This window comes from Enterobacter sp. RHBSTW-00901, from assembly GCF_014103115.1.
GTDB lineage: Bacteria > Pseudomonadota > Gammaproteobacteria > Enterobacterales > Enterobacteriaceae > Enterobacter > Enterobacter cloacae_P.
In genome coordinates, this window is record NZ_JABXPB010000001.1 from 3,935,757 (window position 1) to 3,957,515 (window position 21,759).

Sequence of the window (21,759 nt, forward strand, 5' to 3'; positions counted from 1 at the left end):
ATCTGCTGTTTGTACCTGTTGTGGCGGGCGGCTATCGTGGCGTGGCTGTCAACAAACAAGGAGAAAACAGCATGAAACGTGGAATCAAAGCACTGTTAATTACGCTGACTATTGCCACCACCGGGATGAACGCTGGCGCACTGGCGGCATCCCCGGCTGCGAAAACGCCGGTCGCCCAAAGTCAGGCCGAGACGCCAGTGCAAACGAATGCACCCGCCAAAACCTCCGGGAGTAGCAAAGCAACTGACGATGATGGTTCGCGAGTCAGTATCAATTCGGCATCTGCAGAAGATCTCGCTCGCGTGATGAATGGTGTCGGGCTGAAGAAGGCGCAGGTCATCGTCAGCTACCGCGAAGAGTACGGTCCCTTTAAAACTGTCGACGATCTGAAGCAGGTTCCGGGGATGGGCAGTTCACTGGTTGAGCGCAACCTCTCACACCTGACGTTGTAATTACGCAATTTCTTGCACTGCGGCAAAAATTTGCCAGGATAAAGAGGTCATACCAGTTGTGACCTCAAATCCTACAATAACAGTAAAGGCTATTGCGCTATGCAGACAAAAATCAAAGTACGCGGTTATCACCTCGATGTTTACCAGCATGTGAACAACGCCCGTTATCTCGAGTTTCTTGAAGAAGCACGCTGGGACGGGCTGGAAAACAGCGAAAGCTTTCAGTGGCTGACTGCGCACAACATCGCGTTTGTGGTCGTCAATATCAATATTAACTACCGTCGTCCCGCCGTGCTGGGGGATGTGCTTACCGTCACCAGCAAGGTACAACAGCTTAACGGGAAGAGCGGTGTACTCAGCCAGGTGGTGACGCTGGATCCTGAAGGGCAGGTGGTTGCCGACGCACTGATCACCTTTGTCTGTATCGATCTTAAAACCCAGAAAGCGCTGCCGCTGGAAGGGGAGTTGCGTGAAAAGCTGGAGTCGATGATCGTGTAGGATTTGTTCCGGAGTACCCGTGCTGTCGGTGTAAAACGTTTCGACAGCACGGCGACGTTGCCTTATTTCAGCCCGGTCTTTTTCTGCATTGACGCCATCACGCCAGCCTTGTCAGCAAGGTAGTGATTCAGCCCATTAGCACGCAGATTACAGGCGGCGCACTGACCACAACCGTCACCTTTAATGCCGTTGTAGCAGGTCAGGGTTTCGTTGCGAACCAAATCCAGCTTGCCCCAGTAGTCTGCCAGCGCCCAGGTTTCTGCTTTATCGAGCCACATCAGCGGCGTTTCAAAGCGGGTTTCCTTCGCCATACCCAGATTGACGGCATGGTTGAGCGCTCTGACGAATTCGTCACGGCAGTCCGGGTAGCCGGAAAAATCAGTCTCGCACACGCCGGTGATCACTGCTTCGGCTTTGACCTGGTAAGCATAAATCGCCGTCAGGGTCAGAAAGAGGATATTGCGGCCAGGTACAAAGGTATTTGGAATACCGCTGGCATCAGGTTCGTAATCAGGAACGGGGATACTGTCGCGGGTGAGGCTGCTTACGGCCAGTTCATTTAGCAGCGTAACGTCCAGCACCTTGTGCGCGCGTGCACCCAGTTTCAGCGCCAGTTCACGGGCAACGTCGATTTCAGCGCGGTGACGCTGACCATAATCGAAGGTGACGCAGTGAACTTCATCGTACTGATGAAGAGCCTGAACCAGGCAGGTAGTGGAATCTTGTCCTCCGCTGAACACGACGACGGCACGTTTCATAAATCATCTCGACAGTTACGGTAAAAACATCATGTTACCGTCTGACTGCAGTGGCGACCAGCTTCTTCATGATTTGGAGGCCGGAAGCCAGGCTTCTGTGAAATCAAACCAGCCGCGGGTGTTGAGCCGTATGCCATTGACCCCCGGTGGAGCGCTGATTTGATACTGGTAGTTAAACAGCGGTGTCAGCACCGCGTTTTCCATTAACTGGCTAAAAATGGCTTTCAGGCCGATATGCCGGGCCTGTTCATCGGCCTGGGTCTGGACTGCATCCAGCGTGGCCTGAAGATGAGCAAATTGCGGCGCACTCAGCAGGTGGGGCCAGAGTGTATCGCAACGGAGCCACTGCTCAAGCGTATATTCCGGCGCTTCGCCAATAAGCCGGTCTCCCATCATGATGTCTGCATCTGCAAGGTACTGGCACCCGTCCCACGTTTTGGCATCGTGAAAGATAATCGTCAGTTCGCAGCCATGCCGGGCGAGATACTGCTTTAGCTGACTTGTCATGGTGTGTAACTCAACGGGCAAATGGTAAACCAGCGTCAGTTTTTCAGGCAGAGGAACGTGCGTTAAATCCGCCCAGTGGGGAATACACCACCCCGGAAGCAGTTCCTGGGTTGGGGTGATCAACCCTTCATTCAGCGGAAGTGTGTGCAGGAGTCTGGAGAGGTGGATGATATTAATGAGCCGCCTTGCCTGCATCTCGCTGAGGTGTGGGGTCTGTTTCAGGGTGAGATAACAGAAACCCAGACTGGTGCTGCTACTTACCAGCCGCAGGCTCTCCAGCTCTTCAGGCTCACCAATGGCGATTTGCACTGGATGACGGCAGCTTGTCCCCAGCCCATAGTCAAAAAGCTGTGGTGTGATCCAGTATTCAATCGCTTTCAGTAACGGGTGGCTAAGATGGTACTGCTCGTGGCTTTCCAGGCGAACCAAATCGGGATCGTACACGCTCAGTCTGAAGGGACCGCTTCCCGTCATGGGCTGGTCGGGGTGGGCAAGGCGACTGCAGTAGGTTGCCAGACGGTGGGCCAGCCAGAAATCTGGCTGATGCAGAATAAACGTCAGACACTGCGGATGCGTCACTTCAATGCGTAATACGCTCTGAAACAGCTTACGCAGGGCAGGTAACGTCAGCAACGCCGTCAGGCTTCGCTGTAGCTGCTGCGTCTCGATTTTATCGCCGTTGTGCCAGTGCAGCGTGGAACGGATGTAAAAATGCCAGCGCAGGCCGTCAGGCGATACCTCCCAGTGATGCGCCAGATCGCCCGTGGGTTCACTGCTGTTGCCATTAAAGCGCGTCAGCCCGGAGAAGACTTGCCCTGCCAGATGTTGCTCTGCCCGACCCGGTAAAAAGCCCGGATGAAGTGGATCAAGCGAGCGGTAATAGGGAATACGCAACGTCGGGGTATCGTTTTGCCAAAGCCCACCCAGAAACGGATGCAGCAACGCACGTAACTCTTCGGGGGCAAGCTGCGCCAGTTCAAGGGCGTTATGCTGCTGCCCACTCTTCAGCGCCTCTTCCATCATCGTATTGCGCAGCGATTCCGGCGTCACGTGGAATGTCAGCTCACCGCGTTTGCCACGGCCAGACTGAGCATGCCAGCTTAGCCAGCCTGCCTCCTGCGCCTGACGTAAAAGCGTACGTACATGCCGCTCGCTGCAAAAACAGCGGCTGGCAAGTTCGGTGACGGTGGCCTGCTGTGGCGCACCCTCAGAAGGTTGCCACAAACGTTGATACTGCTTAAGACGGTTAAGCTGGCGCATGATAAACCCGGAACAATAATTATCATCTATTCACTATTACTTCCGTATATCTCACGTAATACTGATGCACAAGTTAATCGCATCACATTTCGGGAGTAATCATGGCCAGGCTCGCTGCATTTGATATGGACGGTACTCTGTTAATGCCGGATCACCGTTTAGGGGAGAAAACCCTGAGCACCCTGAAGCGCCTGCATGAACGTGATGTCACCCTGACGTTCGCCACTGGCCGTCATGTGCTGGAGATGCGCCATCTGCTGGGGGCATTTTCCCTTGATGCGTTCCTGATAACCGGTAACGGAACACGCATTCACTCCGTTGAAGGCGATGTGTTGCACCGTCGGGATCTCAACCCGGAAGTGGCGGATATCGTGCTACACAGCACCTGGGATACGCAGGCCAGCGTGCATGTCTTTAACGATGACGGCTGGTTTACCGGAAGTGAAATTCCTGAGCTGCTGCATGCACATGTTTACAGCGGTTTTAAGTACCAGCTTACCGATCTGCGTCGTATTCCTGCCCATGCGGTGACCAAGATCTGTTTCTGTGGCGATCACGACGATCTCTGCCGTTTACGTATTCAGCTGAATGAGGTTTTAGGCGACCGGGCGCACCTGACCTTCTCAGCAGTGGATTGTCTGGAAGTGCTGCCAGTGGGCTGTAATAAAGGCTCAGCCCTGGCGGTACTGAGTAACCACCTGGGCTTTACGATGCAGGATTGTATGGCGTTTGGCGACGCCATGAATGACCGCGAGATGCTGGGTAGCGTCGGTCGCGGTCTGATAATGGGGAATGCGATGCCGCAGTTAATTGCAGAGCTTCCTCATCTGCCGGTTATCGGACACTGCCGTAACGAAGCGGTGTCCCATTTTTTGACGCATTGGCTGGACAAAAACAACCTCCCGTATTCCCCCGAATAGTGAGACCCTTCCAGCAAGCCAGACTTCGGTCTGGCTTTTTTTTATTTCACCCACTGCATAATCTGCGTTTTCCACGGCTCAATATCGCCAATATTGGCCTGCACCCATTCTGCGTTGTAATAGGTGTCGAGGTAACGTTCGCCGCTGTCGCACAGTAACGTGACGACAGAACCGGTACGGCCTTCTTCACGCATCCGGACGGCAAGCTGCAGCGCGCCCCACATATTGGTACCAGTTGAGGCACCGACTTTACGACCAAGCTGTGTTTCCAGCCAGTGCGCCGTTGCAACGCTGGCGGCGTCCGGCACGCGGAGCATCTCATCCACGACATCAGGAATGAACGAAGGCTCCACGCGCGGGCGGCCAATTCCTTCAATTTTACTGCCTACCGGGCTGCGCAGTTCTGCATTGCGGTTTTGCCAGTAGTCGAGGAACACGGAGTTCTGCGGGTCAACCACCATCAGTTGGGTATCGTAGCCCTGACAGCGGATGTAACGCCCGATGGTGGCGGATGTACCTCCGGTACCGGCGCTCATCACAATGTACGATGGTACAGGGTGCGGCTCGTGGGTCATCTGACGGAAAATACTGTCGGCAATGTTGTTATTGCCGCGCCAGTCGGTGGCGCGTTCGGCGAAGGTGAACTGATCCATATAGTGACCGTTCAGTTCGCGTGCCAGCATTTCAGAGGCGGCATAGATTTCGCAGGCGCTTTCCACAAAGTGGCAGCGTCCGCCGTAAAATTCGATCTGCTCTATTTTGCGTTTCGCCGTACAGGAGGGCATCACGGCGATAAACGGCAGACCCAGCAGACGGGCAAAGTAGGCTTCGGATACGGCGGTTGAACCCGATGAGGATTCAATGATGGTGGTGCCTTCTTTGATCCAGCCGTTACATAAACCGTATAAGAATAGCGAACGCGCCAGGCGGTGCTTCAGGCTACCGGTTGGATGGGTGCTTTCATCCTTCAGGTAGAGCTGAATGCCAGCCAGTCCCGGCAGGGCGAGGCGGATTAAATGGGTATCTGCCGAGCGCTGGTAGTCGGCATTGATTTCGCTGATGGCATGTTTAACCCAGGTGCTATTCATCGTAGTTATCCGTTTGTCATTTTGTGCCCAGCATAGCGAAAAGCACAGAAAAAATTGTTGCTATCTGGCCTTTAAAATAGAATGAAGGGAGAAAAATTTTCTCTGTGAGGTGGGTATGCTAGATAAAATTGACCGCAAGCTGCTTTCATTGCTGCAAAGCGACTGCACCCTCTCTTTGCAGGCGTTGGCAGATGCCGTTAATCTGACCACCACACCCTGCTGGAAGCGACTCAAGAAGCTGGAAGATGACGGCATTCTGTTGGGACGCGTCGCGTTGCTGGACCCCGAAAAGCTGGGGCTTGGGCTGACGGCATTTGTGCTGATAAAAACACAGCACCACAGCAGCGAGTGGTATTGCCGTTTCGTGACGCAGGTTTCTGACATGCCGGAGGTTCTCGGTTTCTGGCGTATGGCAGGGGAATACGATTATCTGATGCGCGTCCAGGTCGCCGATATGAAGCGTTATGATGATTTTTACAAGCGGCTGGTCAACAGCGTACCGGGCTTGTCGGACGTCACCTCAAGCTTTGCGATGGAACAGATTAAATACACCACCGCATTACCCATTGATTAATTAAATAACTTCCCGGCGTTGCCGGAATAATACCTTCAGGAACAAACCGCGTGCGATTATTTGCCCAATTAAGCTGGTACTTTCGTCGGGAGTGGCAACGCTACCTCGGCGCAGTATGCCTGCTTATTATCATTGCCATTTTGCAGCTGATCCCGCCGAAAGTGGTGGGGTTTGTCGTGGATGGCGTCACGAAACAGCATTACACCACCGCACGGGTGTTGATGTGGGTTGGTACGCTGGTGCTGACCGCGGTAATTGTTTACCTGCTGCGCTACGTCTGGCGTGTGCTTTTATTTGGCGCGTCCTATCAGCTGGCTGTAGAGCTGCGCGAAGATTTTTATCGCCAGCTGAGTCGTCAGCATCCTGAGTTTTACCTGCGTCATCGCACCGGGGATCTCATTGCCCGCGCCACCAACGACGTGGATCGCGTGGTGTTTGCCGCCGGGGAAGGGGTGTTAACGCTGGTGGATTCTCTGGTGATGGGCTGCGCGGTGTTGATCGTGATGTCTACCCAGATCAGCTGGCAGCTGACCCTGCTGGCGTTACTGCCGATGCCGTTGATGGCGTTGGCGATCAACCGCTACGGTGAAAAGCTTCATGAACGTTTCAAGCTGGCGCAGGCGGCATTTTCATCGCTTAACGATCGTACTCAGGAGAGTATGACCAGTATTCGCATGATCAAAGCGTTCGGTCTGGAGGACAGACAATCTGCGCTGTTTGCGGCCGATGCGGCGGATACGGGGGCGAAAAACATGCGTGTCGCGCGCATTGATGCGCGTTTTGACCCGACTATATATATCGCGATCGGTATGGCGAACCTGCTGGCCATTGGCGGTGGGAGCTGGATGGTGGTACAGGGGTCGATGACCCTCGGCCAGTTGACCAGTTTTGCGATGTATCTGGGGCTGATGATATGGCCGATGCTGGCGCTGGCCTGGATGTTCAACATTGTTGAGCGCGGCAGTGCTGCCTACAGCCGCATTCGCGCCATGCTGGCCGAAGCGCCAGTCGTCAATGATGGTAGCGAACCGGTGCCGGAAGGGCGTGGCGTGATGAAAGCGGATATTCGTGAATTTACCTACCCACACACGGAACATCCGGTGATCGAAAATGTGAATTTCACGCTATCCCCCGGCCAGATGCTGGGTATCTGTGGCCCGACGGGTTCCGGGAAAAGCACCGTTCTGTCGCTGCTCCAGCGTCACTTTGATGTGACACAGGGCGACATTCGTTTCCACGATCGCCCTCTGACGCAGCTACTGCTGGACGACTGGCGCAGCCGTCTGGCGGTAGTCAGCCAGACGCCGTTCCTGTTTTCTGACACTGTGGCGAACAATATTGCGCTCGGTCACCCCACAGCGACACAGGAAGAAATTGAACATGTGGCGCGTTTAGCCAGCGTGCACGACGATATTTTACGCCTGCCACAGGGCTATGAAACGGAAGTTGGTGAGCGCGGTGTCATGCTTTCCGGCGGGCAAAAGCAGCGTATTTCGATTGCGCGTGCGCTGTTGCTGAATGCCGAAATCCTGATCCTGGACGATGCGCTTTCCGCCGTCGATGGCCGCACTGAGCACCAGATCCTGCATAACCTTCGCCAGTGGGGAGAAGGACGTACGGTGATTATCTGCGCCCACCGTTTGTCGGCACTGACAGAAGCCAGTGAAATTCTGGTACTGCAGCATGGGCACATTGCCCAGCGCGGGCTGCATGACCAGCTTGCGGGGCAACCTGGCTGGTATCGCGATATGTATCGTTACCAGCAGCTTGAAGCGGCGCTGGACGATGCTCCTGAACAGGATGTGGAGGCTGCAAATGCGTAAGCCTGGAACGCAGTGGCCAACGCTCAAGCGCCTGCTCGCCTATGGTTCGCCGTGGCGGAAACCACTGTCCCTTGCCGTGCTTTTGCTGTGGATTGCGGCCATTGCTGAGGTGAGTGGCCCTCTGCTCATCAGCTATTTCATCGACAACATGGTGGCGAAAAGCTATCTGCCGCTGGGACTGGTGGCAGGCTTAGGTGTGGCCTACGTTGGGTTACAGCTGACGGCGGCCGGGCTGCACTATGCGCAATCGCTGCTCTTTAACCGGGCAGCCGTTGGCGTGGTACAGCAGCTGCGTACAGATGTTATGGATGCGGCACTGCGCCAGCCGTTGAGCGAGTTTGATATCCAGCCGGTTGGGCAGGTTATTTCACGCGTTACCAACGATACCGAGGTGATCCGCGATCTGTACGTCACCGTCGTGGCGACCGTGCTGCGCAGTGCTGCGCTGATTGGTGCCATGCTGGTGGCCATGTTCAGCCTCGACTGGCGCATGGCACTGGTGGCGATCACCATCTTCCCGGCAGTGTTAATCGTGATGGTCATCTATCAACGCTACAGCACGCCAATTGTGCGTCGCGTGCGAGCCTATCTGGCCGATATTAATGATGGCTTCAACGAAGTGATCAACGGGATGAGCGTCATTCAGCAGTTCCGCCAGCAGGCGCGCTTTGGTGAGCGAATGGGTGAAGCCAGCCGTTCGCACTATATGGCGCGTATGCAGACGCTGCGACTGGACGGTTTCTTGCTGCGCCCACTGTTAAGCCTCTTCTCGGCGCTGGTGCTCTGCGGCCTGTTGATGCTCTTTGGGCTGAGTTCAAACGGTACGATTGAAGTGGGTGTTCTGTACGCGTTTATTAGCTACCTCGGACGCCTTAACGAGCCGCTTATAGAGCTCACTACCCAGCAATCCATGCTGCAACAGGCCGTGGTGGCAGGGGAGCGCGTCTTCGAGCTGATGGACAGGCCGCGTCAGACCTATGGCAATGATGAACACCCCCTGAAAAGCGGGGCGCTTGCTTTTGATAATGTTTCGTTTGCCTACCGTGACGACCGGCTGGTGTTGCAGGGCATTAGCCTTGATGTGCCGTCGCGTGGTTTTGTGGCACTGGTGGGGCATACCGGCAGTGGAAAGAGCACCCTGGCGAGTTTGCTGATGGGGTATTACCCTTTAACGCAGGGCGAAATTCGTCTGGACGGGCGTCCGCTCGTGTCGCTCAGCCACAACGTGTTACGTAAAGGCGTTGCGATGGTGCAGCAAGATCCGGTCGTGATGGCGGATACGTTCTACGCTAACGTGACGCTGGGGCGGCCATATACCCATGAGCAGGTCTGGGAGGTGCTGGAAAAAGTACAGCTGGCTGACCTGGCACGCGAATTTAGCGACGGGATCAACACCCGGCTGGGTGAGCAGGGGAATAATCTCTCCGTCGGGCAAAAGCAGCTTCTGGCGCTGGCGCGTGTACTGATTGAAACGCCGCAGGTGCTGATTCTGGATGAAGCGACGGCCAGTATCGACTCCGGTACCGAACAGGCTATCCAGCAGGCGCTGGCCGCCGTGCGTGACCATACGACGTTGGTGGTCATCGCACATCGCCTGTCAACCATTGTTGAAGCCGATACCATTCTGGTGCTGCATCGCGGGCAGGCCGTCGAACGCGGTACGCACCGGGAGCTGTTAGAGGCAAAAGGGCGCTACTGGCAGATGTACCAGCTGCAACTGGCCGGAGAAGAGCTGGCCGCCAGCGCGCGCGAAGAAGAGTCGCTTAGCGCCTGATGCACCAAAATCAGGCAACGCGCTAACAGTCATTACTGTTGGTGCAAAACGGAAACGCACCATGCACTGTCATGGTGCGTTTTTTTTCCTCTGTAAGTCGGGCAATGCCTTTCCGCACGCATTACACCGCTTTTCTCCTCTGTTTTTAATTCTGGCACACCGCTTGCAATATCTCATACGTGTTAGCTGCGGCCATTACCGAATTCTGACTGGAGGGGATTTATGAAGCTGGTTACGGTTGTAATCAAACCATTCAAACTCGAAGACGTGCGTGAAGCGTTGTCTTCTATGGGTATTCAGGGACTGACTGTCACCGAAGTGAAAGGCTTTGGTCGTCAGAAAGGTCATGCCGAGCTTTATCGCGGGGCGGAATACAGCGTTAACTTCCTGCCAAAAGTAAAAATTGATGTCGCAATTGCCGATGACCAGCTTGATGAAGTCATTGATGTCATTAGCAAAGCGGCCTACACCGGCAAAATTGGCGACGGCAAAATTTTCGTTGCCGAATTGCAGCGCGTCATTCGCATTCGCACCGGCGAATCCGACGAAGCGGCATTGTAAGTAACTCCTGGCACACAGTGATAGGGATCGAGAAAATGAAGATAGCAACAATCAAAACGGCTCTGGGTTCTCTGGCACTGCTGCCGGGCCTGGCAATGGCTGCAGCCCCTGCGGTGGTAGACAAAGCCGATAACGCTTTTATGATGATCAGTACCGCGCTGGTGCTGTTCATGTCTATTCCTGGTATTGCGCTGTTCTACGGCGGTCTGATCCGCGGTAAAAACGTGCTCTCCATGCTGACGCAGGTTGCCGTAACGTTCGCGCTGGTGTGCGTACTGTGGGTTGTCTACGGTTACTCGCTGGCATTCGGGGAAGGCAACGCCTTCTTCGGCAACTTCAACTGGGCGATGCTGAAAAATATTGAACTGACCGCCCTGATGGGCAGCTTCTATCAGTATATCCACGTCGCTTTCCAGGGCTCATTTGCCTGTATCACTGTGGGTCTGATTGTGGGGGCGCTGGCTGAGCGTATCCGTTTCTCTGCGGTGCTGATCTTCGTGGTCGTCTGGCTGACGCTCTCCTACGTGCCAATTGCCCATATGGTCTGGGGCGGTGGTCTGCTGGCGACGCATGGCGCGCTGGACTTTGCGGGCGGTACTGTTGTACACATCAACGCCGCGGTGGCGGGTCTGGTGGGGGCGTACCTGATTGGTAAACGTGTGGGCTTTGGTAAAGAAGCGTTCAAGCCGCATAACCTGCCAATGGTGTTTACCGGTACCGCGATTCTCTATTTTGGCTGGTTCGGCTTCAACGCAGGTTCTGCAAGTGCAGCTAACGAAATCGCCGCGCTGGCCTTTGTGAACACCGTTGTGGCAACGGCGGGTGCCATCCTCTCCTGGGTATTTGGTGAGTGGGCTATTCGCGGTAAACCCTCCCTGCTGGGAGCATGTTCTGGTGCGATTGCCGGTCTGGTTGGTATCACCCCTGCGTGTGGTTATGTCGGTGTCGGCGGGGGGCTGCTCATCGGTCTGGCGGCGGGGCTGGCAGGTCTGTGGGGTGTTACCGCACTGAAACGCGTTCTGCGCGTTGATGACCCTTGCGATGTGTTCGGCGTACACGGTGTTTGCGGCATCATTGGTTGTATCATGACCGGTATCTTCGCCGCAAAATCACTGGGTGGTGTTGGTTACGCAGAAGGCGTCACAATGGTTCATCAGTTGCTGGTGCAGCTGGAAAGTATCGCCATCACCGTTGTGTGGTCTGCCGTTGTGGCCTTCATCGGCTATAAACTGGCGGATATGACTGTGGGTCTGCGTGTACCGGAAGAGCAGGAACGCGAAGGTCTGGACGTGAACAGCCACGGCGAGAATGCGTACAACGCCTGATAAATTGCAAAAAGGCAACCTCGGTTGCCTTTTTTAGTGTTTATTCCCTCTCCCCGTGGGAGAGGGCCAGGGTGAGGGCATCAGGCCGCACAAAATCATCCCCGGTTTCGCATGACCCCTTCCTGCACCGTCGAGGCCACCAGAATGCCCGCTTTGGTGTAAAACTCTCCGCGAACAAATCCGCGCGCGCTGGATGCCGAAGTGCTCTCCACACTGTAGAGCAGCCAGTCGTTTATATCGAACGGACGGTGGAACCACATGGAGTGGTCGATCGTTGCGACCTGCATCCCTTTCTCCAGGAACCCAACGCCGTGCGGCTGTAGCGCAACCGGCAGGAAGTTGAAGTCGGAAGCATAGCCCAGTAAGTATTGATGGACGTGAAAATCATCCGGTACGATACCGTTGGCGCGGATCCACACCTGGCGTTTTGGCTCGGCGGTGTGGCCTCTCATCGGGTTATGGAATTCGACAGGGCGGATCTCAAGCGGCTTGTCACAGATAAACTTCTCTTTCATCTGTGTCGGCAGCAGATGCGCCAGCGCGCGGGCAATATCCGTCTCTGATTTGAGCTCATCCGGAGAAGGGGCTGGAGGCATCACTTTTTGATGCTCATAACCCGGTTCCGGAGCCTGGAATGAAGCCGTCATGTAAAAGATAGGCTTGCCATTCTGAATGGCCGCCACGCGGCGTGCGCTGAAACTGTTACCGTCTCTCAGCACTTCAACGTCGTACACAATCGGTTTCGTGCTATCTCCAGGGCGTAAAAAGTAGCTGTGAAATGAGTGCACCAGACGGTCTGCAGGGACGGTCTCCTTAGCTGCGTACAGCGCCTGTCCTACGACTTGCCCTCCGAAGACCTGGCGTAAGCCTAAATCTTCGCTCTGTCCGCGAAAGAGTCCTTCCTCAATTTTTTCCAGATTCAGTAATGTCAGCAGATTGTTTAGTGCCTGACTCATAGTCGTCCTCAATAAACGCCGTAGCGAAAGATACGCAGAGTATAACGCAGAAATGAAAGTGGTCAGATGGGTGGAATAATCTGAATAATGGGTCGAAATCAGGCATTAATAAGTGATTTGTGCCACACTTGTTTACGTTATGTGAATGCTAACGACATCGGGTGGGATCGATCCCGCTGGTGCATTGATGATAAGGAGACTTCAATGAAACTCGTACCCATGCTAAGTGGTATAGCTATTGCGGTGGCATTGTCTGCCTGCGCAGGTAAGAGCGCCCAGGTACCAGCCGCAGATCCGTATGGGATTAATACACTTTCACAGCAGTCCATTCAGCAGCCAAATGTTTCTGGTACGATCTGGATCCGTCAGAAAGTCGCTTTGCCGCCAGATGCGGTATTAACGGTGACGTTGTCTGACGCTTCGCTGGCTGATGCGCCGTCGAAAGTGCTGTCGCAACGCGTCGTTCGTACAGAAGGCAAACAGGCTCCGTTTAGCTTTGTGCTACCGTATAACCCAGCAGACGTGCAGCCGAATGCGCGTATTCTTCTGAGTGCGGCGGTAACGATCAACGGTAAGTTGGTCTTTATCACCGATACAGTACAGGAAGCGATCAACAACGGCGGGACAAAAGTTGACCTCAATCTGACACCTGTGCAGCAAACGGAAGTTCCTGTTGCGCCGTCAGCTCAGCCTTAATGGCTTTTGCCCTCTCCTTCGGGGGAGGGTATCAGTACACCCAGCGGTACTTCTGCAAATCTATCTGTCCTGATCCCGACACCTGCACCCCTTCCGAAAGTAATGCCTGGCGCTGGCGCTGCAAGTCTGGCCCGGTGAGCGAAATAGTTCCGTGGCGATTCACCACCCGATGCCAGGGCAATGTGCTTCCTTCCGGTAACCGTTTCAGTACGCCACCGACCTGACGTGCCGCGCGGGGAGAACCCGCAAGACGAGCAACGTCGCCATAGGTGGTGACATAACCTTCAGGAATAGAGGCAACAATCTGCCAGACCCGGACAGGAAAGGTGTCAGGTAACGGTTCAGGGAGTGGATCGTAAGAGTCCATATTGCTTACCAGACGTAAAAAAACACAGGATAAGTGACCCTGAAATGATTGTGAAGCGGCACGGGTATCTTGCTCAGTCAGCCTGTTGAACGGTGAACTCCAGTGCGAGGCCGATCACTTTTGTGCCGCTGGCGGCAGGTTGATCGCGCATCGCGACCAGACTTTCGAGAAATTTCAGCTTTCTCGCCGGGGTATTGATGATGAGTTTGGCCCGAAGATCGGGTAAGGCCTGTGAGCAGATGGGATAGATAACGCGCCCGGATACAGCAACCGGTATTCTTCTCAGGTTGATGTGACGCACTACGCCAATGGTGGAATAAAGTACCGCGATCGGCGTGACGAAAAGCATGGGGCGTTCGCTAATGCTGACAAAATCCAGCATCAGGTCGGGGCGCAGAAAGTTCAGCCCTTTATGATGGAGAGTCACGCCGTCAATGGCTGGCATGGCGAGGGTCAATGTTTTGGGGAGCGTGTTAATCATGGGTGCATCCTGGAAAGAGATAAAGCGCCTGGTCAGCCACATTCAAAGAGTGTGGCATGAGTGAGCAAATTTACTGCGAAGGGGTTCGCAATCTGTGCATCTGTACTGACTGCAAAGGTGATGAGGGACCTATTTGCTCCGGTTTGCGCAATAAACCACCATCCGGATGCCAGCAGCTTGCAATTGGTGGGCTGCACAGGGATAATGCGCCAGCGCGTTGGTTAACAACGCTCTCAATGGGGGCTCTGTTGGTTCTCCCGCAACGCTACTCTGTTCACCAGGTCAGGTCCGGAAGGAAGCAGCCAGGGCAGACGACGTGTGTGCCGGGATGTAGCTGGCAGGGCCCCCACCCATTTCTGCTCTCTGTAGACTCTCCTGCGTTCTCTCCCCCCAACTTCAGCTCGTTACCCACAGAAACTAAAGGTATTTAATATCTTATATAATATATATTTCATCTTGCTGAAATATTACTGTCATAAACCTGTAATAATAGACTGCCATTTTATTATTGGGTGTCTTTTTTCTGTCATAAGCAAAAAATATATATCTGGATTACAATGTTAACTTCGTGTATTAAATAAAGGACTTATTCCGAAGGGAAGTGACAATCATGGTTACTGCGGTATTAAACGTTAAGATTGATGGTGCGCTAAAAGAAAGACTTCGCCATTATGCGGAAGTGAATAACGAAAATTTAAGCGTAACAACGGAGAAACTGCTGCTGCTGGCGTTTGAAGCAGTGGAAGAGGCGGGAGTATCGGAAGAGGATATTGATAATCAGCATACGGAAGAAGAGAGTGTAACTCCATTTACTCCTAAAGAAATCAAAGCACTACGCAAACTTCTGAAGAAGAGAAAATGAAACAACAACTGTCTACCGCCAACGACTACAAAGAGGCCTGCGATCTGTTGCGTTCAGGTTACGTGAAGCATGTCCGTCTTGGCTGGAATGTTGGTAGTGATGAGTTCTTTCGTATTGCGTCGGACTGGTGTGATACTGGCGCAAAAATAAAGAAAGAGGGTGAAAATTTCGTTATTTCACTGAAGGGCTTTCCTATTCCTCCTCAGCACTAAATCCTGACGGGTGAAAACTGCTGACTGCATACGTTACAGTCAGCAGTTTTTATTATTTGTTACGCAACGAAATAATATGTGATTTTAATCACGGGTTAAAATGTAACCAGTTCGTATTTCATTGGCTGCTTCTATCTTGCTCACATTAGACTAAACTCCGTTTGACGGATGGCATGTTTTTATTCAGAGCGAGCCACAGCGGCTTGATTCTGAGCAGCGCCTGTTCCAGTTCTGCCGGGGCTAGCGAGAAGGGGATGCGTAAATAACGATCAAACGCACCCGACAAACCGAACCGTGTTCCGGCTCCCAGATTGATCCCCAGCGTTTCAGCCCGTGCGGCAAGCTGCGTTGCCAGCATGCCCGGCAGTGCTATCCAGTATGAAAGCCCCCCTTCTGGCTCATGGAACGTCCATTCCGGGAAGTGTTCGCGCAACAGTTCACCGCAACGGTCACGGCGCTCAGCCAGCATTTTCCGGCGAGCCGGGAGAAAAGTGTCGCTATTTTCGATAAGCCACAGCGTTGCCAGTTGTTCCAGCAGCGGCGATCCCAAATCCAGCGTGTCACGCGTCTGGGCAAGCGTTGCGATGGTTCGTGAGGAGGCGCGGATCCAGCCGAGGCGAAGTCCACCCCAGAAACTTTTTCCGGCGGAACCCAGTGTGATCACGGTGGCCTGCGGGTTAAACGCTGCCAGTGGCGGCGGCGGCGGTGAGCTAAACCATAAATCCACCATCGTTTCATCGACAACCAGCGTGGTACGAGTCTGAGCAGCGATGTCGGTTATCGCCTGACGGGTGGCGATATCCATACAGCGCCCCGTCGGATTGTGGAAATCCGGCATCAGGTATGCCAGACGCGGCGCTGTCTGGGCAAGCGTTGCCGCGAAGCCATCCGTATCCCAACCCGATTCCGGTAGCGAAACGCCGACAGGACGACACTGCGCCCCCTGAATAGCGGCAATCGCCAGCGGGTAGGTGGGGTGATCGACCACGACGCGATCGCCGGGGCCAGTCATCATCCGCAGTATCAGCGCAAAACCGCTGAGCGCGCCATTCACCACCATCACTTCGTCAGCCCGGGTCGGAAGCCCACGTGCGGTATAGCGTGCGGCAATGGCGTCGCGGAGTGCCGGTAACCCGAGCTGGTCATAACCCGTCAGCGAAAGGTGCTGGGCGATCGCCGTGAGTGCATGGGTGTAAGCCTGGTGGATTTCTGGCCCGGCATTGAGCGCGGCAGTAGAGAGATCCAGTGCCGCACTTGCCGCTGAAAGGGTAGGTACGGCACGGGTATCCGGCAGGATCACGCGTGAACCGCTGCCGTGACGGCTTTCCAGATACCCTTCTTCCCGCAGATGAGCCAGCGCACTGCTGATGGTGGTGCGGCTAACGTCCAGCGCAGAGGCCAGCTCCCGCTCGCCCGGCAGACGCGTGTTAAGCGCCAGCCTGCCATCAAGAATTAACAGACGTAACGCGTCAGCCAGCTGACGCCAGAGCGGGATCCGGGTAGAGGTTTGTTGCCAGTGGCCAAGCAGGCGTACCAAAGACTGGCTACCGAAACGACGTGATGACATATGCAGTCCACTATTTGAAAACTGGACATTAATCATAATGCCATTTTCGCACAATATGAAAGTCTGGTTTTTCGGAGAAGATAAAAATGGTACGTCGTCTGCTGCAACTTTACGTCGGCTTAGGGCTTTATGGCCTGTCAACCGCAATGTTTATTCGTTCGGATCTGGGTGTCGATCCGTGGGACGTCTTTCACCTGGGGGTGGCGATACAGCTGGGAATGAGCATTGGCACGGTGATCATTTTGACCGGTGCGGCGGTGCTGTTGCTGTGGATCCCCCTGCGCCAGCTCCCCGGGCTTGGCACCCTCAGTAACGTGATTGTCATCGGTCTGGCGGCGGATGCCTCGATGGCGTTGATCCCCGAGCTAACCTCGCTGCCCATCCGAATTACTCTGCTGGTTTCGGCTATTGTGATGAACGCGATAGCAACGGGTATGTATATTGGAGCCGGTTTTGGCGCAGGCCCGCGTGATGGTCTGATGACTGGCATTCATGCCAGAATGGGGTGGTCAATCCGTAGCGTGCGTACCTCGATTGAAGTGTCCGTTCTGCTGATTGGTTGTCTGCTTGGCGGTTCATTCGGTGTGGGAACGGTACTTTATGCCCTGACCATTGGCCCGCTTATCCAGATCTGTTTGCCCTGGTTCCGCCAGAAACCACGCGCTGATAAAATTCCTCAGCCGGAGCAGGTTGTTTAATTTTGCGAAGCGCTCACATGCTTTAATGACATCGCTGTGCCAGAATAGAAGTCATCTATTGATGCGGTGTCAGAATGCATGAAAGCGATCACTCTTTATGACGTAGCCCTCCTTGCGGGGGTTTCTTATCAGACCGTTTCCCGTGTGATCAACGACGCGGAACATGTCTCCGCCCGGACGCGGGAAAAGGTGCTGCAGGCGATGGCGGAGCTGAACTACGTTCCTAACCGTGGCGCACAGCAGCTGGCAGGTAAACGCACCCGCACGTTGGGGTTGATCACCACCGATCTGGCGCTGCACGCACCTTCACAAATTGCCTCGGCGGTAAAATCCCGTGCCACAGCTCAGGGGGCAAGCGTGTTGATCTCAATGGTGGAACACCCGCAGCAGTGCTTGCCTGCACTTCAGGAACTGCTGGCCCAGCGTGTGGAAGCTTTGCTGGTGAACGTTCCACTGGATGATGCTCACGCAGAGCAGCTTCAGGCGCTGGCATCACCTGTTCCGGTTCTGTTTCTGGATGTCGCACCTTCGGCACAGGTGAACAGCCTGGTGTTTAATGCCGCGCTGGGAGCCCACCTGGGGGTTGAGCATTTGCTCTCATTGGGGCATCAGCATATTGCACTTCTGAGCGGGCCGGAAAGTTCGGTCGCTGCGCGTGCGCGTCTGGCGGGGTGGAAAACCGCACTGGCGCAGGCCGGGCTTGAGGCGACCGCAGTAGCACATGGCGACTGGAGTGCAGTGTGCGGATATGAGAAGGGGCATGTGCTGTTGTCCGGTGCAGTGTTACCGGATGCCATTCTGGTCGCGAACGATCAAATGGCGCTGGGTGTGATGCGTGCCTGCGCAGAAAAGGGGATTGCGGTCCCTGGTCAGATATCGATTGTTGGGTTTGATGATACGGCAGATAGCGCCTGGTGTTCCCCTCCGCTCACTACCATTCGGCAGGCGTTTCGCGAGGCCGGCGAGCGAAGTGTGGAATGGCTGCTGGCCCCCGGCAGTGCTGAAAAATTCCGACAAATTCAGCTCCCTGTTACGCTAATTACCCGCCATTCCAGCGCTCGTCGTACGTCACGGCAGGCCGATCGTGAGGATCTGGCGCAACAGCTGAGAAACCTGGCGCTGCTGGCGGAACAACTCGCCCGTGAATAAGACTTTTGTGATCTGACTCGCTTCATCGCGTACGGACACTTTACCGGTGTCATTTACCAGGGCATGTTGACTAAAATTGTGAGCGCTTCGCAACGAGGTTATTATGCCCAATACTTCATCGCTGACCCTCAGCGCACTTCTGGCTCGTCGGGACTGGGAAAACCCCGGGGTGACGCAGTGGAACCGTCTGGCGGCGCATGCGCCGTTTCATAGCTGGCGTCATGAACAATCTGCCAGGGATGACGTGAGATCCGCCAGCATACGCTCTCTCAACGGGGAGTGGCGTTTTAGCTTTTATCCCGCACCAGAGCAGGTTCCGCAAGCATGGGTGGAAGAAGATTGTGTCGATGCAGTCGCAATGCCGGTACCTTCGAACTGGCAGATGCAGGGTTTCGATACGCCTGTCTACACGAACGTCACCTATCCGATTGCCGTTAACCCTCCCTTTGTACCGGCAGAAAACCCTACTGGTTGTTACTCGCTCACATTTGAGATGGATGACGGCTGGCTGCAAGGCGGACAAACCCGAATTGTCTTCGAGGGTGTGAACTCGGCATTCCATCTGTGGTGTAACGGTCAGTGGATAGGCTATTCGCAGGACAGTCGGCTACCCGCCGAATTTGATCTTTCAGCGGTACTGCGCCCCGGCCAGAACCGGCTGGCGGTGATGGTCCTGCGCTGGTGCGACGGCAGTTATCTGGAAGATCAGGACATGTGGCGCATGAGCGGGATTTTCCGCGATGTCTCCCTGCTGCATAAGCCCGGGACGCAGATTGCGGATTATCACGTCGTTACGGATCTGAATGCGGAGTTTGACCGGGCGGTGCTGAAGGTTGACGTTGCGCTGGCTGGCTCCCGCTATGCAGAGTGTGAAGTGGCATGTACCCTGTGGCGCAACGGCGAAAAATGCGCCAGCACCACTCAACACCCTGGCTCTGTCATTGTGGATGAGCGGGGGAATTGGGCTGAGCGGCTAACGGTGGCGATCCCGGTAGAGAGACCCGCGTTATGGAGTGCTGAAACGCCGGAACTCTATCGCCTGACGATTGCGCTTTTGGATGCGCAAGGCAACATGCTGGAGACGGAAGCCTGCGATGTCGGTTTCCGCCGCGTTGAAATCAGCAATGGCCTGCTGAAACTCAATGGAAAACCGCTGCTGATCCGCGGGGTAAACCGTCATGAGCATCACCCGGAAAACGGGCAGGTGATGGACGACGCGACGATGCGGCGCGACATCGAACTCATGAAACAACACAACTTTAACGCGGTTCGCTGCTCGCACTATCCTGACCATCCGCTGTGGTACACGCTTTGCGATCGTTATGGATTGTACGTTGTTGACGAAGCCAATATCGAAACGCACGGCATGGTGCCCATGAGCCGCCTTGCTGACGATCCCCGCTGGCTGCCAGCCATGAGCGAGCGTGTGACCCGCATGGTACAGCGCGATCGCAACCATCCCTCGGTGATTATCTGGTCGCTGGGAAATGAGTCTGGTCACGGCGCAAACCACGATGCCTTATATGGCTGGCTAAAAGCCACCGATCCGACGCGCCCTGTGCAGTACGAAGGCGGCGGGGCGAATACGGCGGCAACCGATATTGTTTGCCCGATGTATGCCCGTGTCGATCAGGATCAACCTTTCCCGGCAGTACCAAAGTGGTCAATCAAAAAGTGGATCGGCATGCCGGATGAGACGCGCCCGCTGATCCTCTGTGAGTACGCCCATGCAATGGGGAACAGCTTTGGTGGGTTTGCTAAATACTGGCAGGCATTTCGTCGCCACCCGCGTCTGCAGGGCGGGTTTGTCTGGGACTGGGTCGATCAGGCTCTGACCAGGAAAGACGAAAATGGTAATCCTTTCTGGGCCTACGGCGGGGACTTCGGCGATAAACCGAACGATCGTCAGTTCTGCCTGAACGGACTGGTGTTCCCTGACCGCACACCGCATCCGGCACTGTATGAGGCGCAGCGCGCCCAGCAGTTCTTCATCTTCACGCTGGTGAGTACGTCTCCGCTGGTGGTTGAGGTGCAGAGCGATTACCTGTTCCGCCATACGGATAACGAGTTGCTGGAATGGTCGGTGCTTCGCGACGGGAAGGTACTGGCCGCTGGGGATATCACGCTTTCTGTTGCACCACAGGGTGTGCAGCGCCTCGAAATCTCTCTGCCGCAGTTCACGGCTGAGCCGGGTGAGGTCTGGCTTAATCTGGCCGTGTTGCAGCCTCGGGCAACGCCGTGGTCACCGGCAAACCATCGCTGTGCGTGGGAGCAATGGCCGCTTCCGGCTCCGCTGTATATTGCACCGCCGGTGAAGGCGGGTGAGCCTCCGGTCTTAACACAAAAAGATGACGTGCTGGAGCTGACACATCAGCAACAACGCTGGCAGTTCGATCGTGCTTCAGGAAATCTGACGCAATGGTGGCGTAATGGCGTTGAAACGCTGCTTTCGCCGCTGACGGATAACTTTACCCGCGCACCGCTGGATAATGATATCGGCGTGAGCGAGGCCACGCAAATTGACCCGAATGCGTGGGTTGAGCGCTGGAAAGCGGCGGGGATGTACGATTTACATCCCCGGGTGTTGGCGTGTGAAGGAGAGCAACACTCAGGCGAGGCGGTGGTGACAACACTGCATGTCTGGGAATATGGCGGCAAAGCACTGTTCCTGAGCCGTAAGGTCTGGCGGGTTGACAGTCGTGGTGTGCTGCATGCAGATGTGCAGATACAGGTCGCCTCTGACATCCCTGAACCGGCACGTGTCGGCCTGAGCTGTCAGCTCGCACAGGTACCGCAGAGCGCGTGCTGGCTGGGATTGGGGCCGCATGAGAACTATCCTGACAGAAAACTGGCGGCACAGCAGGGGCGCTGGACATTGCCGCTGGAAGCAATGCACACGCCGTATATCTTCCCGACAGAAAATGGCCTGCGCTGTGATACCCGTGAACTGGTGTTAGGGGCACACCAGCTGCAGGGACAGTTCCATTTCTCCGTGAGCCGCTATAGCCAGCAACAGCTGCGCGAGACAACCCATCATCATCTGCTACGCGAGGAACCGGGGTGTTGGCTTAATCTTGACGCGTTCCATATGGGCGTGGGCGGCGATGACTCCTGGAGCCCCAGCGTTTCACCAGAGTTTATCCTGCAAAAACGCCAGCTACGCTATACCTTTAGCTGGCATCAGAACATTAGCTGACCTGACAAATACGGCCACATACGGTGGCCGTACTT

The 21,759-nt window shown here is 55.1% G+C and carries 21 protein-coding genes and 1 other RNA gene; 15 read left to right on the forward strand and 7 right to left on the reverse strand.

Annotated elements, in window-relative coordinates; genetic code table 11:
- Positions 1-71 precede the first annotated feature (71 nt).
- Both HV318_RS18905 and HV318_RS18910 read left to right on the forward strand, forming a co-directional pair.
- Positions 72-452: a helix-hairpin-helix domain-containing protein gene (locus tag HV318_RS18905; protein WP_182273953.1), complete on the forward strand. Its 381-nt coding sequence runs from the start codon at positions 72-74 to the stop codon at positions 450-452.
- Positions 453-551: 99 nt separating this feature from the next.
- Positions 552-950: a YbgC/FadM family acyl-CoA thioesterase gene (locus tag HV318_RS18910; protein ID WP_182273954.1), complete on the forward strand. Its 399-nt coding sequence runs from the start codon at positions 552-554 to the stop codon at positions 948-950.
- 62 nt (positions 951-1,012) lie between these two features.
- Here the strand turns inward: HV318_RS18910 and queC are convergent, their stop codons facing one another.
- Together queC and HV318_RS18920 are read right to left on the reverse strand one after the other, a co-directional pair.
- Complete coding sequence (gene queC / locus HV318_RS18915; protein WP_182273955.1) at positions 1,013-1,708, reverse strand: 7-cyano-7-deazaguanine synthase QueC; 696 nt, start codon at positions 1,706-1,708, stop codon at positions 1,013-1,015.
- A gap of 66 nt (positions 1,709-1,774) precedes the next feature.
- On the reverse strand, positions 1,775-3,475 hold the full coding sequence (locus HV318_RS18920; RefSeq protein WP_182273956.1) for an SgrR family transcriptional regulator: 1,701 nt from the start codon (positions 3,473-3,475) through the stop codon (positions 1,775-1,777).
- A 101-nt stretch (positions 3,476-3,576) separates the two neighbouring features.
- On the opposite strand from HV318_RS18920, the gene cof reads away from it, so the two are divergent.
- Positions 3,577-4,395: an HMP-PP phosphatase gene (gene cof, locus HV318_RS18925; protein WP_182273957.1), complete on the forward strand. Its 819-nt coding sequence runs from the start codon at positions 3,577-3,579 to the stop codon at positions 4,393-4,395.
- A gap of 41 nt (positions 4,396-4,436) precedes the next feature.
- On the opposite strand, the gene HV318_RS18930 is transcribed toward cof, so the two are convergent.
- Entirely contained in the window at positions 4,437-5,483 is a 1,047-nt protein-coding gene (locus tag HV318_RS18930) for a PLP-dependent cysteine synthase family protein (protein WP_182273958.1), read from the reverse strand.
- 115 nt (positions 5,484-5,598) lie between these two features.
- Here HV318_RS18930 and HV318_RS18935 point away from each other — a divergent pair, with 115 nt between their 5' ends.
- The 5 genes from HV318_RS18935 to amtB all read left to right on the forward strand — a co-directional run bounded on the left by HV318_RS18935 (position 5,599) and on the right by amtB (position 11,540).
- Positions 5,599-6,057 (forward strand): Lrp/AsnC family transcriptional regulator, encoded by a 459-nt coding sequence (locus tag HV318_RS18935; RefSeq protein ID WP_182273959.1) that lies wholly within the window; start codon positions 5,599-5,601, stop codon positions 6,055-6,057.
- 50 nt (positions 6,058-6,107) lie between these two features.
- Positions 6,108-7,880, forward strand: a complete 1,773-nt coding sequence (locus HV318_RS18940) for a SmdA family multidrug ABC transporter permease/ATP-binding protein (RefSeq protein WP_182273960.1) — start codon at positions 6,108-6,110, stop codon at positions 7,878-7,880.
- Positions 7,873-9,654, forward strand: a complete 1,782-nt coding sequence (locus HV318_RS18945; RefSeq protein ID WP_182273961.1) for a SmdB family multidrug efflux ABC transporter permease/ATP-binding protein — start codon at positions 7,873-7,875, stop codon at positions 9,652-9,654. The genes HV318_RS18940 and HV318_RS18945 overlap by 8 nt, the downstream gene beginning before the upstream one ends.
- A 222-nt stretch (positions 9,655-9,876) precedes the next feature.
- Positions 9,877-10,215, forward strand: coding sequence for a P-II family nitrogen regulator (gene glnK / locus HV318_RS18950; RefSeq protein ID WP_008503304.1), 339 nt, complete (start codon positions 9,877-9,879; stop codon positions 10,213-10,215).
- A gap of 35 nt (positions 10,216-10,250) precedes the next feature.
- On the forward strand, positions 10,251-11,540 hold the full coding sequence (amtB, locus tag HV318_RS18955) for an ammonium transporter AmtB (protein WP_182273962.1): 1,290 nt from the start codon (positions 10,251-10,253) through the stop codon (positions 11,538-11,540).
- A gap of 95 nt (positions 11,541-11,635) precedes the next feature.
- Here amtB and tesB read toward each other — a convergent pair whose 3' ends face one another.
- A complete protein-coding gene (gene tesB / locus HV318_RS18960) occupies positions 11,636-12,496 on the reverse strand; it encodes an acyl-CoA thioesterase II (RefSeq protein ID WP_182273963.1) in 861 nt (286 codons plus the stop codon).
- 204 nt (positions 12,497-12,700) lie between these two features.
- On the opposite strand from tesB, the gene HV318_RS18965 reads away from it, so the two are divergent.
- Positions 12,701-13,192: a YbaY family lipoprotein gene (locus HV318_RS18965; RefSeq protein ID WP_182273964.1), complete on the forward strand. Its 492-nt coding sequence runs from the start codon at positions 12,701-12,703 to the stop codon at positions 13,190-13,192.
- Positions 13,193-13,223: 31 nt separating this feature from the next.
- Here HV318_RS18965 and HV318_RS18970 read toward each other — a convergent pair whose 3' ends face one another.
- On the reverse strand, positions 13,224-13,559 hold the full coding sequence (locus HV318_RS18970; RefSeq protein WP_182273965.1) for an MGMT family protein: 336 nt from the start codon (positions 13,557-13,559) through the stop codon (positions 13,224-13,226).
- Between the two features lie 73 nt (positions 13,560-13,632).
- Positions 13,633-14,040, reverse strand: a complete 408-nt coding sequence (locus HV318_RS18975; protein ID WP_182273966.1) for a dTDP-glucose pyrophosphorylase — start codon at positions 14,038-14,040, stop codon at positions 13,633-13,635.
- A 246-nt stretch (positions 14,041-14,286) separates the two neighbouring features.
- Here HV318_RS18975 and ffs point away from each other — a divergent pair.
- The 3 genes from ffs to HV318_RS18990 all read left to right on the forward strand — a co-directional run bounded on the left by ffs (position 14,287) and on the right by HV318_RS18990 (position 15,114).
- An RNA gene (gene ffs, locus HV318_RS18980) (signal recognition particle sRNA small type) lies at positions 14,287-14,383 on the forward strand.
- A gap of 267 nt (positions 14,384-14,650) precedes the next feature.
- The gene (locus tag HV318_RS18985) at positions 14,651-14,902 is read left to right on the forward strand and encodes a hypothetical protein (RefSeq protein ID WP_182273967.1); all 252 of its coding nucleotides are present in this window, start codon (positions 14,651-14,653) and stop codon (positions 14,900-14,902) included.
- Positions 14,899-15,114: a hypothetical protein gene (locus tag HV318_RS18990; protein WP_014069144.1), complete on the forward strand. Its 216-nt coding sequence runs from the start codon at positions 14,899-14,901 to the stop codon at positions 15,112-15,114. Before HV318_RS18985 ends, HV318_RS18990 begins: the two co-directional genes overlap by 4 nt.
- Before the next feature lie 145 nt (positions 15,115-15,259).
- Here HV318_RS18990 and yczR read toward each other — a convergent pair whose 3' ends face one another.
- Positions 15,260-16,681, reverse strand: a complete 1,422-nt coding sequence (gene yczR, locus HV318_RS18995; protein ID WP_182273968.1) for a MocR-like transcription factor YczR — start codon at positions 16,679-16,681, stop codon at positions 15,260-15,262.
- Between the two features lie 86 nt (positions 16,682-16,767).
- On the opposite strand from yczR, the gene yczE reads away from it, so the two are divergent.
- The 3 genes from yczE (at position 16,768) to HV318_RS19010 (ending at position 21,724) form a co-directional block, all read left to right on the forward strand.
- Positions 16,768-17,379, forward strand: a complete 612-nt coding sequence (gene yczE, locus HV318_RS19000; protein ID WP_182273969.1) for a membrane protein YczE — start codon at positions 16,768-16,770, stop codon at positions 17,377-17,379.
- A 78-nt stretch (positions 17,380-17,457) separates the two neighbouring features.
- Positions 17,458-18,528, forward strand: coding sequence for a LacI family DNA-binding transcriptional regulator (locus HV318_RS19005; protein WP_182273970.1), 1,071 nt, complete (start codon positions 17,458-17,460; stop codon positions 18,526-18,528).
- Between the two features lie 103 nt (positions 18,529-18,631).
- Entirely contained in the window at positions 18,632-21,724 is a 3,093-nt protein-coding gene (locus HV318_RS19010) for a beta-galactosidase (protein WP_182273971.1), read from the forward strand.
- Positions 21,725-21,759 lie beyond the last annotated feature (35 nt).

Coding starts and splice junctions, on each gene's coding strand:
- amtB (WP_182273962.1), top strand. CDS start 10,251: ATGAAGATAGCAACAATCAAAACGGCTCTGGGTTCTCTGGCACTGCTG.
- glnK (WP_008503304.1), top strand. CDS start 9,877: ATGAAGCTGGTTACGGTTGTAATCAAACCATTCAAACTCGAAGACGTG.
- HV318_RS19005 (WP_182273970.1), top strand. CDS start 17,458: ATGAAAGCGATCACTCTTTATGACGTAGCCCTCCTTGCGGGGGTTTCT.
- yczE (WP_182273969.1), top strand. CDS start 16,768: ATGGTACGTCGTCTGCTGCAACTTTACGTCGGCTTAGGGCTTTATGGC.
- tesB (WP_182273963.1), bottom strand. CDS start 12,496: ATGAGTCAGGCACTAAACAATCTGCTGACATTACTGAATCTGGAAAAA.
- cof (WP_182273957.1), top strand. CDS start 3,577: ATGGCCAGGCTCGCTGCATTTGATATGGACGGTACTCTGTTAATGCCG.
- HV318_RS18905 (WP_182273953.1), top strand. CDS start 72: ATGAAACGTGGAATCAAAGCACTGTTAATTACGCTGACTATTGCCACC.
- HV318_RS18935 (WP_182273959.1), top strand. CDS start 5,599: ATGCTAGATAAAATTGACCGCAAGCTGCTTTCATTGCTGCAAAGCGAC.
- HV318_RS18975 (WP_182273966.1), bottom strand. CDS start 14,040: ATGATTAACACGCTCCCCAAAACATTGACCCTCGCCATGCCAGCCATT.
- HV318_RS18985 (WP_182273967.1), top strand. CDS start 14,651: ATGGTTACTGCGGTATTAAACGTTAAGATTGATGGTGCGCTAAAAGAA.
- yczR (WP_182273968.1), bottom strand. CDS start 16,681: ATGTCATCACGTCGTTTCGGTAGCCAGTCTTTGGTACGCCTGCTTGGC.
- HV318_RS18930 (WP_182273958.1), bottom strand. CDS start 5,483: ATGAATAGCACCTGGGTTAAACATGCCATCAGCGAAATCAATGCCGAC.
- queC (WP_182273955.1), bottom strand. CDS start 1,708: ATGAAACGTGCCGTCGTCGTGTTCAGCGGAGGACAAGATTCCACTACC.
- HV318_RS19010 (WP_182273971.1), top strand. CDS start 18,632: ATGCCCAATACTTCATCGCTGACCCTCAGCGCACTTCTGGCTCGTCGG.
- HV318_RS18965 (WP_182273964.1), top strand. CDS start 12,701: ATGAAACTCGTACCCATGCTAAGTGGTATAGCTATTGCGGTGGCATTG.
- HV318_RS18990 (WP_014069144.1), top strand. CDS start 14,899: ATGAAACAACAACTGTCTACCGCCAACGACTACAAAGAGGCCTGCGAT.
- HV318_RS18970 (WP_182273965.1), bottom strand. CDS start 13,559: ATGGACTCTTACGATCCACTCCCTGAACCGTTACCTGACACCTTTCCT.
- HV318_RS18920 (WP_182273956.1), bottom strand. CDS start 3,475: ATGCGCCAGCTTAACCGTCTTAAGCAGTATCAACGTTTGTGGCAACCT.
- HV318_RS18910 (WP_182273954.1), top strand. CDS start 552: ATGCAGACAAAAATCAAAGTACGCGGTTATCACCTCGATGTTTACCAG.
- HV318_RS18945 (WP_182273961.1), top strand. CDS start 7,873: ATGCGTAAGCCTGGAACGCAGTGGCCAACGCTCAAGCGCCTGCTCGCC.